This window comes from Rheinheimera fenheensis, from assembly GCF_039871805.1.
In the GTDB taxonomy this organism is placed as follows: Bacteria; Pseudomonadota; Gammaproteobacteria; order Enterobacterales; family Alteromonadaceae; genus Alishewanella; species Alishewanella fenheensis.
This window is the reverse complement of sequence record NZ_JBDPJM010000010.1, coordinates 129,959-142,416: the sequence shown is the minus strand read 5'-3', so window position 1 is coordinate 142,416 and position 12,458 is coordinate 129,959. Positions and strand designations below refer to the sequence as shown.

Annotated in this window: 15 protein-coding genes; 3 read left to right on the top strand and 12 right to left on the bottom strand. The window is 46.7% G+C overall.

What is annotated here, in order from left to right:
* Nucleotides 1-154 precede the first annotated feature (154 nt).
* From ABGI61_RS13940 to ABGI61_RS13895, 10 genes are all read right to left on the bottom strand, one after another.
* A complete protein-coding gene (locus tag ABGI61_RS13940; protein WP_347602092.1) occupies nt 155-898 on the bottom strand; it encodes a hypothetical protein in 744 nt (247 codons plus the stop codon).
* Nucleotides 899-1,004: 106 nt separating this feature from the next.
* Nucleotides 1,005-1,946, bottom strand: a complete 942-nt coding sequence (locus tag ABGI61_RS13935; RefSeq protein WP_347602090.1) for a hypothetical protein — start codon at nt 1,944-1,946, stop codon at nt 1,005-1,007.
* A 96-nt stretch (nt 1,947-2,042) separates the two neighbouring features.
* Nucleotides 2,043-2,282, bottom strand: a complete 240-nt coding sequence (locus tag ABGI61_RS13930) for an Imm32 family immunity protein (protein ID WP_347596688.1) — start codon at nt 2,280-2,282, stop codon at nt 2,043-2,045.
* Between the two features lie 108 nt (nt 2,283-2,390).
* The gene (locus ABGI61_RS13925) at nt 2,391-2,672 is read right to left on the bottom strand and encodes a hypothetical protein (RefSeq protein ID WP_347602088.1); all 282 of its coding nucleotides are present in this window, start codon (nt 2,670-2,672) and stop codon (nt 2,391-2,393) included.
* 123 nt (nt 2,673-2,795) lie between these two features.
* Nucleotides 2,796-3,380, bottom strand: coding sequence for a hypothetical protein (locus ABGI61_RS13920; protein WP_347602086.1), 585 nt, complete (start codon nt 3,378-3,380; stop codon nt 2,796-2,798).
* 115 nt (nt 3,381-3,495) lie between these two features.
* Complete coding sequence (locus ABGI61_RS13915; protein ID WP_347602084.1) at nt 3,496-3,921, bottom strand: hypothetical protein; 426 nt, start codon at nt 3,919-3,921, stop codon at nt 3,496-3,498.
* A gap of 121 nt (nt 3,922-4,042) precedes the next feature.
* On the bottom strand, nt 4,043-4,543 hold the full coding sequence (locus ABGI61_RS13910; RefSeq protein WP_347602082.1) for a hypothetical protein: 501 nt from the start codon (nt 4,541-4,543) through the stop codon (nt 4,043-4,045).
* A 107-nt stretch (nt 4,544-4,650) separates the two neighbouring features.
* Nucleotides 4,651-5,073 carry a DUF4279 domain-containing protein gene (locus tag ABGI61_RS13905; protein ID WP_347602080.1) on the bottom strand — a complete coding sequence of 141 codons (423 nt, stop codon included), beginning with the start codon at nt 5,071-5,073 and terminating at the stop codon, nt 4,651-4,653.
* Between the two features lie 85 nt (nt 5,074-5,158).
* Complete coding sequence (locus tag ABGI61_RS13900; protein WP_092789594.1) at nt 5,159-5,425, bottom strand: barstar family protein; 267 nt, start codon at nt 5,423-5,425, stop codon at nt 5,159-5,161.
* A gap of 107 nt (nt 5,426-5,532) precedes the next feature.
* Nucleotides 5,533-5,754: a hypothetical protein gene (locus ABGI61_RS13895; RefSeq protein ID WP_347601373.1), complete on the bottom strand. Its 222-nt coding sequence runs from the start codon at nt 5,752-5,754 to the stop codon at nt 5,533-5,535.
* Between the two features lie 244 nt (nt 5,755-5,998).
* Between ABGI61_RS13895 and ABGI61_RS13890 the strand changes: the two genes are divergently transcribed.
* Nucleotides 5,999-6,964: an integron integrase gene (locus ABGI61_RS13890; RefSeq protein ID WP_347602078.1), complete on the top strand. Its 966-nt coding sequence runs from the start codon at nt 5,999-6,001 to the stop codon at nt 6,962-6,964.
* Between the two features lie 93 nt (nt 6,965-7,057).
* Nucleotides 7,058-7,894: an ion transporter gene (locus ABGI61_RS13885; protein ID WP_347602076.1), complete on the top strand. Its 837-nt coding sequence runs from the start codon at nt 7,058-7,060 to the stop codon at nt 7,892-7,894.
* Here ABGI61_RS13885 and ABGI61_RS13880 read toward each other — a convergent pair.
* Both ABGI61_RS13880 and ABGI61_RS13875 read right to left on the bottom strand, forming a co-directional pair.
* The gene (locus ABGI61_RS13880; protein WP_347602074.1) at nt 7,881-8,588 is read right to left on the bottom strand and encodes a VC0807 family protein; all 708 of its coding nucleotides are present in this window, start codon (nt 8,586-8,588) and stop codon (nt 7,881-7,883) included. The genes ABGI61_RS13885 and ABGI61_RS13880 overlap by 14 nt on opposite strands.
* Nucleotides 8,589-8,678: 90 nt before the next feature.
* Entirely contained in the window at nt 8,679-9,410 is a 732-nt protein-coding gene (locus ABGI61_RS13875; RefSeq protein WP_347602072.1) for a LytR/AlgR family response regulator transcription factor, read from the bottom strand.
* A 314-nt stretch (nt 9,411-9,724) separates the two neighbouring features.
* On the opposite strand from ABGI61_RS13875, the gene ABGI61_RS13870 reads away from it, so the two are divergent.
* The gene (locus tag ABGI61_RS13870; RefSeq protein ID WP_347602070.1) at nt 9,725-12,367 is read left to right on the top strand and encodes a TonB-dependent receptor; all 2,643 of its coding nucleotides are present in this window, start codon (nt 9,725-9,727) and stop codon (nt 12,365-12,367) included.
* Nucleotides 12,368-12,458: the final 91 nt, after the last annotated feature.

Genomic DNA, 12,458 nt, shown 5'->3' with positions numbered 1-12,458 from the left:
TGTCTGGCCATCTTGCACCTCAGTGTCAGGTACGATACCTAACTATAGAAGGTGTCTACTGATCATGGGTAACTCGGCCTCATAACGCCCGCCACACACGCGAGCAACTTGTTGCGAGTCGAGCGCCCGAAGGGCGCGTTTGTGCTGGCGTTTGTTATGTGCGAAATGGAATTCCAAATTTGCGAGCTAAGCCTTCATATTCAATTGGTTTTTTTGTTTTTCTTTCTGCAAATCTGCGTATTTCATTTTTATTCCCTACATCATCAATCTTGTATTTAAGGATGTCCACGGTTACCTCTTCAAAATATGAAAAAAGCTCAGGATCTTTAGCCCTCATCGAACGAAGGTTTTCGATAAGTTTAGGCGCAGAATTGAGGCTTGCCGTAACATGTGCCATATGCTCCATGTAGATTGAAAAAAGTTCACTCTCACTGTTGTTAGGATGCATACTTTTAAGATCAACAAGTCCACCATAGTTTTGGTTAAGCGCTTTTTCGGAAAAATAAGCAATGTTACTTAAACTATTAACTAACTCTTCTGACAAATCGGAGGTGTCACCAAATAAATTATTCAGTTTTGATTTTACTGCTTTTGTGGTGGGGTCAATAACGGGATTTTCATTACTTGAAGGCTCTTTAAAAGGTTTAGGAACTAGAATAAGCACCCCGACAACCACTGCACCAAGATACCACCAACCATTATCGGTAATGATAAAACCTAACATTATTACAGATGCGAAACCAAGCTGCGGCAATATCACCAGTAACTTAGCAATACCGGGATTTCTAAATATTTCAGGAACATTGTAGTCAGGTTGCGATATAAATGATTTGCCGACATACCTGAACAACATGGCACTAACTGCAAAAACTATCCATAAGACTACTCCTGCACTCATCTATTTACCCCAACACATAACGCTGCCGTAAACGGCTGCCGAAGCAGCGCGTAGGCAGTCCGGTAGAGGCCGCGCTTTTACGGCCGGAACGAATTTAACGGCCTTGTTAAACGCTTTTCTTTGCAAGATCATCAACCCCCAAATATTCATTAATGAAGTTCAATATTTCCATTGCCTTTGGCTCAAGCCTTGGAGCTTTATCATTGTGAATATTTGAAACCCATGATGGGTTAAAGTTTTTTAATTTTTTAGCAGTCGGGAAATTCGTTGGCATATTTTTACCAGCTTCCTCCAAAGCCTCACCAACTGCAGACAAAGTCTCTTCCATTAACGCGCTGTATTCGTTCAGCAGCTCTTTTAATCCGGATGGAAGTAACGGGGAATTTTGAAATCTCTTCATTTCTGCCGTGGCAATACTATATTCCTTTGTGAAATGGACTAACCCATATTTTCTGTTATTCCACTTTGCTAGCTTTAACGCTGGCTCATTTGGGCTCTCGTTGTTTGGAAAAACCGGTGCTTCACTTCCTACGGGCTGAAAATATTCTTCCGCAAATTCCTTTGAAACAATCGCGCCGCACGCCATATTCATCTTTTCTTTTGCAAATTTTTCATCAATCGACACTTCATCCTTCATAAAAGTAGACACATAACTGTTGAATAGATCAAATGTATTTATATCAATTATCGAGTCCATATCCATGTCATTTTTTAACTCTATTTCCCCTTTGTTCTGAAAGGGCCCAATTACCTCTTCAAAAGCTTTCAGTTGGTATTTAAATATCTCTGTTTTGATAGGTGAAAATACTGTCTTCTTAGCTTGTAGATAGGACAGAAGTGCCAGTACAGCAACTGTTATAAAAAATGCTATATGGAAGATATCTTTTACAATACCGACATTTTCTGAAACGTTATGTTGAGAATTTTCATCCAATTGAACCATTAATTCTGCAGCTTCCTTGGACTCCCTTTTTCCACCAGAGCCATCTTCCGCATAAGAGCTTAAGGATAAAAATAAAATAGACACAAATAGTATGATTTTTCTCAATGCATGTACCTTATCGTTTAACGCAAAGCACACGGGCGGAAAAACGCGTTAGCGTTTGACGTCCCAGCAGCCGCAGGCTGCGCGTGATGCGCCTTGTTATATGTATTTTGTGCTGACAACTTGAACATCAGGAAATGATGCATCCCACTCGCTCCATTTATCCATAAGGTGGGCGTGATCAAAATCACTGCCCATTTTATCCATCTCTTCGGCAGCTGAGTTTAGGAAAGATGCTATAGCCTTCAGTTTTTTTGCATCTGCAACTATGGCTATTGATTCCATCTCAATCAATCCTTCAACTTCGGTATCCTTCCGTTTATAGCCAGTAATTCTCATCGAAGCTCCAAATACATATAACGCTTTGCTAATTGGCTGCCGCAGCGCAGCGTAGGCAGTCCAGTGGAGGCCACGCTGTTTGTGGCCGGAACGAAATTAAGCAATTTGTTATACGCGTTTTGCATTTGAATTAAAAGCCGTTGCGCAAACCAGCAAACCTGCACCATGCAATATGCCGATGATGTTGCTTTGAGTAATTAAGGACATAGATGAACCTGAGACTAACTGAGTAGCTGGAATAGCTAAAATGCCACTTAAGCACACAATGACCAAGCCCAAGCAGAAACGAACCTTGCCAGGATGATTAAAGCGCCATACAAAAATGCCAGCAATAAAAGCAAAGATTATCGTTGAAAGATTTACTTGAATCGCTGTACTCAGAATATCCATATTGCTCTCTACTTACTCCGGCTCAACGCGTATAACGCCCGCCACAAACGCGAGCAACGTGTTGCGAGTCGAGCGCCCAAAGGGCGCGTTTTTGATGGCGTTTGTTAGGTTTATTTTGCATAACTACTTCCAGCCTGATGATAAACTAAGATTTATTTTCAAGTTTTCAAAACCAGCTGGAACGTCACCTATTTTTACATAAACACTAAATGCTTCTTTACCTGTAGGTAAAGAATGAATATATGTCATATCCTTCACCGGTTCAGGAACCTCTGAATTTGAAAATGGTACTGCCCGATTTTTAATATCGGGTGATGAATATTTATATCGCCCGTTCCATTCCAATTCGTTTGCCCATGCTGCTTCGCCAATATCTAGCATGCGAAGGTAATGACTATTTAGAGCTGACTTCCGATAAAAATACGTAACATTGCTACCTTCATAAACCCGTACTTCGAGAATGGTGTCCAATTTTTCAAAGCGTACAGGAGTATCACTGGTTAAATTAACGCGTAGAAAAGAAGTGCCATGAGATCCATAACCATCGAATTTGAAGAGCATCTCTTTCTCAGATTCAAAATTGAAAGCAGGTAACTGCAAATTGTGTGTTGTTAATGGCCAAAATCCGCTTTCTTCGTAGATTCCATCGCCGTCAAATCCACACGCTGTAAGGAATATGCTTAATAGAAGAGTCCATTTTTTAATCAAATCCCGCTCCTAGCTGAGACAAACCTAACGCATTACTAATGGGCTGCCGCAGCGCAGCGTAGGCAGTCCCGTGGAGGCCACGCTGTTTGTGGCTGGAACGAAATTAAGTAACTTGTTATATGCCATTCAATTTATTAAACCTAAACCCTAAAAGTAACCCTACGCCAGCAGACAAGTAATAATAAAAAACACGATCTAAGTTATTTAGAATTGATACCGTACTTGGCGCGGTTACATAAAGAATGTCTGGGAAAGATGCTAACAAGACTACAGGCACAGACAGAGAAATAGCACATGCAGCCTTATGCCAAATTTTGACTCCCTCTTTGTTTGCAAATCCTACAGCAAAAAAGCATGCAGAGAATACTCCAATATGTTTAACAAGCTTAACTATGTTCAACCCGATGGATGCCGATTCATAATCCATTTCTGCGTAAGGTTTGAAGTAGTACTGGTTTGCCAAATAAATCGATAGCAAATGAAATAGCAAAAAAACACCTAACGACGACATTGTCGCAGCAAAGAAAGCAGAAATTCTCAAATGGATGCCCCTAGCATATAACGCCCGCAGCACAGGCCGAAACCCGCGCAGCGGTTGAGGTCCAGGCCACGCAGTGGCCGAATGTGACTGCGCTTGTTATGTGCCAGAGCCACAATAGTCTTTATGCTTTGAGAGCCGATGGTTCTTCCTTGCCATTTTTGTGAGTTAAGTGACATATAAGTGCAAGCGGAATAGCTAAGTACTGAAAAGGAAACATACCTGCAGCAAGTCTAAATGGCCTAAAGGGGTAGTTTGAGAAAAAACCGTAAACCCCAAATGTACCCAGTAAATTGCTCAAGGATTCTTGTGCAGCCACATAACCGATAAACAGCATTAGAACTGAGAATCCTGTCGCCGCCCATTTCCTATGCCACTGAATATTGAAATAAAAATTGTCAATTAGTGCTCGTCGGAAGTACAAGACCAGTATATAAGCAGCTACAAAGCCAATAATAATGTTGATAAAAAGATTAAGATAAAAGTAGATTCCCATATCCATACTGAACATTTGGAAATATATTTTTGTCTTTTGCATCAGCTGCAGAACCGGTGACAGATGCAGCAAGAAAATTGCTGCAATTAATAGATTTTTACTTTCAAAAATTTTTTTTAAAACTTCCATTGTTACATCCGAATTAAAGGAATTTCTGGGGCACATAACGCACGCCACAAACGCGAGCAACTTGTTGCGAGTCGAGCGCCAAACGGGCGCGTTTTTGATGGCGATTGTTATACGCTTTCATCATCTGGACCATACATATCAAAACCAATTTCTATACCCCTTTGCCCCAAAGCGAGCAACGATTTTGCAGATAAACTGATACCCTCCATTCCCGACTCCATGAAAAGCCCGCAGAACATATCCAATTTATATTTCTCTGACAGAACGGCCCATGTATCCAAGTTATCTGTAAGTTGATCTAGCAGCTCAAATACTTGGGCATCAAGATCCCCAGGAATTTGATCATTTGCCTCCAGGCGCCACATTCCCGATTTTGCTAATCGTTGGTTCCCATCTTTTTTCCATGAAAATGGCTTGCCTTTAATCATTTCTCGCGTTGGCCTACAAACTAGCAATAGGCTAACTTCATCAGGAACCAAGTCATCCCCAATGATCCTCAAAGACATTTTTGTTTTAGATAAGATCGCCATGTCTATTTACGTATAACGCTCGCCACAAACGCGAGCAACTTGTTGCGAGTCGAGCGCCCAAAGGGCGCGTTTTTGATGGCGCTTGTTAGCTGACATAAACTTGGAAAGGCACTGATTGTTCGTTAGCAAACTCTTGTAGACAACTTTTTAGAAGGTCAGCTTCCCTTGGTAATTGCTCAGACAATTGGCTAATTCCCATGATGTATATTGGCTCTTCCGGAGGGAAATCACGAATGCATTCATCAAATGCATCCCAGTTCTTGCCGTAGTAGTCTGGGAATTTAAACACGCTTGCCAGAAGAGAATGAAGCTCTTCGCTTGTGCTTATCGATGATACGTCAAGTTGTGTCATAGTTTGAGCTTCTAGTCAGCTAACGCCGCCAGCATGCGCGGCTTTGCAGTGAAGGCGAAGCCGCAGCGGAAAAGACGTCGCCGTGACTGGCCTTGTTATAAACCACCTTACTCACTTACTGCCGCCGATGTAGAACCTACATCTTTTTTAAACAGCAGTATGAACAGATAAATTACGCTAAATATTGGAATAAGTGACAAAACAGCACCGAGTAAACCTGCAACCGCTGGCTTTTGCATTTTACGACGAGCTACGTAATAGCATAGTGCGCCCATGATTAGCGCGAAAATGATTACAAACTGGCCGTACAAAGTAGCATTGATATTCAAATGAACTGTCCTTGTGGTTTATAACAGCTTATTCAAAGGACCAAAACCCGCGAGTTGCGTGTTAAAGATCCCGCAAGTTACAAAATAGGTCTGAGTTTATTCCGCTAGTAAAATGTAAATCAAGCATTTTTATCTTGTAGCAATTTAGGTTGCTGCAAAACATGGGTTTTAAACCCGCGAGTTGTTGATAAAAAACTCAAAGCAAACTACTGTTTATTTAAACAGTTATTTTGAGTGGATTACTATGGCTTCGATGTTTCTAAATTCAATCCGCGAGTTTATGACCACGCGGCGTTATGCGAGGCGCACAATTGACACTTACGAGCACTGGATTCGTTTCTTTATCTTGTACCATGGCAAGAAGCACCCTTCACAAATGGCTGAACCTGAGGTTGAAAGTTTTTTGTCATATTTAAGCAACCAACGTAATGTTGCGGTCAAAACCCAGGCTACTGCACTTAACGCGCTGGCCTTCCTATACCGGCATATTATTCAGCGACCGTTGTCGCTTGATATGCGTTTTCATAAATCGCAGGTTGCTACTAAATTACCGGTAGTGTTAACCCGCGATGAAATGCAGTGCTTATTGTTGGCCATAGATCCAAAGTATAAATTGGTTGCTCAGCTATTGTATGGCAGTGGCTTGCGATTAATGGAAGCGGTGCGACTAAGGGTAAAAGATATCGATTACGACTATGTTTCGCTGATGATCTGGCAAGGTAAGGGCAATAAAAACCGCAGGGTAACCTTGGCACCTGAATTGTTGGCTCTGCTGCGCAATCAATCTGATTTGGTGCAGCAATATTGGCAGCGTGATAGACACAACAACGAGTACAGTGGTGTTTGGTTGCCCAATGCACTTGCCATTAAATATCCATCCGCTCCTTTTGAACTTGGTTGGCAATATTTATTCCCTTCAGCTCAGCTTAGCGTTGATCCTGAGTCAGAAACGGTAAGACGCCACCATATTGACGAAACCACCGTCAGAAAAGCGATTAAACAAGCCGCTAAGCTGGCCAGAATTCAAAAGCAGGTGACTTGCCATACTCTGCGTCACTCCTTCGCCACGCATTTACTGGAATCCGGTGCCGATATTCGCACAGTGCAGGAGCAGCTGGGCCATACCGATGTGCGTACTACACAAATTTATACTCATGTGCTTAATCGCGGTGCGGCCGGGGTAAAAAGCCCGTTGTCGCAACTGCTGTAACGCCTTTATCTGTTGCTGCTGCAAAGCCATTGACGGCCATAACTGCTGGCATACAATAGCGCCAATTTCAGCCACTTTGCTAAAGGTCGTTTTATGAGTAGTGATGCCCTGGTGAGTGCGCCAACCTTGCGGGCGCGGTTAAAGCAGTTTATTGAGCACGGCACCGTGCAGCGTGTGTTGCTGACACTTATTTTAATTAACGCGGTGATTTTGGGCATGGAGACCATGCCTGCGCTGATGGCGGCGATAGGCGTGTATTTGCTGGCGCTGGATAAAGCCATACTGGCAGTGTTTGTGGTAGAAATTGCTATTCGGTTATTTGTACACCGGCTGGCGTTTTTTAAAGATGGCTGGAGTGTGTTTGACTTTATCGTGGTAGGTATTGCACTGGTGCCGGCCAGTGGGCCTTTTGCGGTGCTGCGTGCGCTTCGCGTACTACGCGTGCTTAGGGTGCTGACTTTTGTACCGTCGATGCGCAAAATTGTCGGCGCCCTTATCCAGTCACTTAACGGCATGCTGTCTATTGCCATGGTGCTGGCGCTTATTTATTACGTGGCGGCGGTGATGGCGACTAAGCTGTTTGGTGACGCCTTTCCGGACTGGTTTGGCAGCTTAGGTGCGTCGCTGTATACACTGTTTCAAATTATGACGCTGGAAAGCTGGTCTATGGGCATAGCCCGGCCGGTAATGGAGCAGTTCCCCTATGCCTGGGCGTTTTTTGTGCCCTTTATTCTTATTGCGACTTTTACCATGCTGAACCTGTTTATTGCCGTTATTGTGAATGCGGTGCAAAGCATGCACGATGAAGAGCATAAAGCAGAGCATGATGCCGATGTGGCGACGCAGCAACAGTTGCTGGCGCAAATGCAGCAGCTGCAGCAAGAGCTGGTGCAGCTGCGCGCAGCACTTAACAAACCTACTGCAGAATAAAGTCTTCCAGCGCCTGGCCGGTTAACTGGCCAATTTGCTTAAACATATAAATGATGGCGCCCATCAGCATGATCATGGTGGGTAGCATTATTACCGGGTAGCTAAGCCAGGTCATGCGGCCCAACTCTTCGGCGTAGGCGGTGGTGCCGGGCTGGCTCACTACAATGGCCTTGGCCAGCACATAGTTAAGCAGCGACGATAAAAAGAATGAGGCGGCCACTACATAACCGGCTTTGCCCATACGGCGGTCAAATTCAGCCAGATTGTGTTTTGCGCTTAATGCCTGCTCTAATTTAGGCATATCCAGCAGCTCAGGGTTAATCAGCAGCTTTTTTACCAGCGGGTAGGGCGTGTACTGGCTGACCAGCACAATGACGCCAATCAGGCCCGGGATCAATGCTTCTTTAATGGCAATGTACGACGGTGGCAGTTGCAACAAGCTAATGCCGCCGGTAAGTAACACACTGATAATGCCGAGTATGGAGAAAAAATTGACCTTGCCATGCTGTTTTAGCTCCCAGACGCCAAACAGCAACGGAAAGGCCAGTGCCACTACCACGGCCCACACCGGGCCAAAAGCGTCATCACCGCTTAACTTACTTAATATCAGCGCCGGTAATACAACGTTAATGATCAGGTTAGGTAAAATGCCAGACTTTTTCTTTGCTGGTGTGTTTTGCGGTGCTGTTGTCATGCCTGTGCTTCCAAACCGATACGGCTAAACCAAGAGTGGCGCCAGTATAGCAAGCTTTGTTGCTATGCAAAGTAACGGCTAACGGCTTGTTTAATTTAACTGGCCAAACAGCTCGGCCAGGGCGGTGCGGTGGCGGCGTGACAGCGTCAGGCTGGCGCCACTTTTTAAAATCACTTCAGCATCGCCCTTGTCGCCGGGGCGCAGCTCAATAATGTCGCTTTTACGCACAATAGCCGAGCGGTGAATGCGGGCAAACTGCGCCGGGTCGAGTTTTTTCTCAATCGCCGTCATGGTGTCGCGCAGTAATAAGCTTTTACTTTGCGAATACAGGTGAATATCGACATAGTTACCGGCACTGCCGATCCAGCTAATGTCACTGACATCCACTATCCGTAGCCGGCCCGGATCCCGTATGGTGAGCCGATCAGCGTAATCGGCGCTGCTTACCGGCGCGCTTAAGCGGTTAATAATTTTGCCGCAGGCTTTAAATAAGGCCTGTTGAAAGCGTTCGGCGCTGTAGGGTTTTAACAGGTAATCCGCTGCGCTTAGCTCAAAAGCGGTAACGGCGTGCTCGGCATAGGCGCTGCAAAAAATCACTGCCGGCTTGCTGGCCAGCTGTTTAAACACGCTCAGGCCATCTAACCCCGGCATTTGAATATCCAGAAAAATAATGTCCGGCTGGTGCAGCATGGCTAAACGCAGGGCATCCTGGCCATTGCCGGTGTCGGCAATCACTTCAAACTGCGGTTGGCTGCTTAACAAATGCTTGATGCCAGCGCGGGCCAGTGGTTCATCGTCGGCAATTAAACAACGTAATTTCATGGTGCTTCTACTTTAAACAGCGGCGATCTGCCGGTTATACCGGTAAACCATTGCGCGCGTGCTACTACTGATGGCGCCAGTGTAATAAAAATACATCGGTGAATGTATAGCGTTAAACCCGTATTTCCGGCCGTTGGTAGAATGGGTAAAACCCGCATTTTTACTGCCGTGGCGCCAATCCCTCCGTTAGTCACACCGTGCCCCGCTTTAGTGGCTTAGCGCTGGTATCGCTCTGGTAACGCCTTTAGTTTCGGCTGGCGAAAAACCATTAGAACGAAAACCGCGCAGGTTAACCTGCCACCAGAGGGAGTAACATGAAAACCACATCTTTATCTAACGCAGTGCGCTACGCTTTGCTGGCCACACCCTTAGCCTTAACTGGCCTGACAGCGGCACACGCTGCACAAACGGAAGAAGCCAAAGTAGAACGCATTGAAGTAACCGGCTCACGTATCAAGCAAATTGATATGGAAACCTCCTCGCCGGTCACGGTGATTACCGCGGCGGATATTCAATTATCCGGTGAAGCCACAGTGGCCGATGTGCTGAACAACACCTCAGTCAACAGCTTTGGTTCATGGCGCGGTATGTCAGGCTACGGCGCTGGCGCCAGTGCTACCAGCAGCGTACAGATGCGCGGCCTGGAGTCTTACTACACCTTAGTATTGTTAGATGGCCGCCGTATGCCGGGCACCAGCTCCAGCGCGGGCGCCTCTGCTGATACCTCACGCATTCCGATGGCGATTGTTGAGCGTATTGAAATTCTGCGCGAAGGCGCTTCAGCCGTATACGGCTCTGATGCGGTTGCCGGTGTAATCAACATTATCACCAAAAAAGACTTTGACGGCGTAGCACTAAGCTACGACACCGAGCGGCCAAGTGAAGAAGGTGGCGATAGCAACCGCTTCTCGGTGACCAGTGGCTTTACCTCAAACAAAGGCAACCTGATGCTGACGTTTGAGCACTACAAAACTGACGCGGTGATGGACCGTGACATTTGGGCCATGGACGATGCCACTTATGGTGATTATTCAGGCTTTAGCTCGGTGCCTAACGGCGTGCGGCCCAATGGCAGCTGGTATTTTAATGATGACATGTGCGGCACGGTAGAAAACACCGTGGTGCTGGGCGATGGTGCTCAGTGTGGTTATAACCATGGCATGGTCACCAAATTGTTTGGTGACGTCGAGCAAAACTCACTGCTTAGCAGCTTTAACTACGCGCTGACCGACGATATCCAGTTCCGCGGCCGCGCCAGTGCCTCTTTTGCCAAAACCGACAGCCGTTATGCCGGTACCCCGGTATCGACTAACTACCCGGTAATGGCGGCTGACAACCCGCTTAACCCAGTGGGCGAAGCGTTGAGCCTGCGTATGCGTTCAGCGCAAATTGGCGCGCGTGATACCCGCACTGAAATCAGCAATATCGACTTCTTTGGCGGTCTGGTGGGCTTTTTAGATGTGGCCAACGGTATCGACTGGGAAGTGAATGCCCAGATGAGCCGGTCAAAAACCAATTCATTTAACTTTAACCTGGTGAACGATGACATCGTGCAAACCCTGGTCGACAGCGGCGAGTACGATATTTTCAACACAACCGGCATGAGCATCAGCGACTGGGATGCCATGATGGCCGGCTTCTATGGCAAAGCTGCGCACACCGGTTTATACAGCGCTGAGTATGAAAGCGAGCAGATTGATGCCGTAGTGTCTACCCTGCTGTTTGAAAACGAGCTGGTCACCGTTGCCGGCGTAGTGGGTGCTGAGTTTGAAACGGTCGACTTTACCCAGCAAAGCGATCCGCAATCAGCCTCTGGCCGGGTGTCAGGTGGTTCAGGCGGTGATGACGTCTTCGCCACCCGTGACCGTACTTCGATGTACGCCGAGTTACAATTCGCGCTGCCGGGCAATATCGACATTAATACTGCACTGCGTTATGACGAGTACGACCAATCAGGCGATGTGGGCGCGAGCTTTGTCAGCGGTAAGTTTGACAACGTTGCACCTCAGGTTGGCGTGGCCTGGCGTCCGCTGGACAGCTTGTTAGTGCGTGCCAGCTGGGGTGAGTCATTCCGCGCACCGAATATGGGCGAGATGTTCTCTACCCAGGCGCTAAGCTTTGAAAAAGCCTACGATACGCTGTGGTGTGACACCCAGGGTAACGCCGGCGCCGATGCGGTGTACTGTAACCCGAACGGTTCACAGCAGCACCGCACCTGGTTTGGTGGTAACCCGGATCTGAAGCCGGAAGATGGCGAATCGTTAACGCTGGGCGCGGTGTGGAACATTACCGACGACTGGTCTGCCGAAGTGTCGTACTACAAAGTGAAGCTGGATAACAAAATCGGCTCTATCAGCGTGGCGCGTCTGTTAAGCGAAGAGCAGGATTTAGGCGCCGGCAATCACCCGGCCATTATCCGCGATGACAGCGGCAAAATTGAAACCATTTACAGCTTCGATCAAAACATTGCGGGCCTGACGACCTCAGGTTATGACTTTAAAACCGCCTATAAGCTGGCGACCAACTACGGTGATTTCACCTTTAAAGGTGAGCTGACGTACGTCAAAGACTATGTGTCACAGTCAGCCCCAGACGCTGAAGCCATCGATTATGCCGGCCTGCAGGATTACCCGGACTTACGCGGTAACTTGGGCGTCAGCTGGTCGCAGAACAAATGGGGCGCAGCCTGGACCACCTATTACATTGGCGATCAGGCATCGGGCAATGACGTTTGGGGTACCAATTACCTGGCCGACATTCCAAGCTATGTGAAACACAACGTACAGCTGTCTTACAGCCACGACTACAATGGCAGCATTACCCTGGGCCTGAACAACGCTTTCGATAAAGCGTCACCGACCTGGTACGACGGCTTTGTCGGTTACCGTGATGTGTACACCGGTTTGTACGATGTACTGGGCCGCACCGTGTTCCTGCGTATCGAACAAAAGTTCTAAACCAGACAGCGACTGCAGCAGTCGTGCTGCAGTAGTACAGCCTAAGCAAACCGGCAGTTCCTCCCTGGACTGCCGGTTTTTTATTGCGACC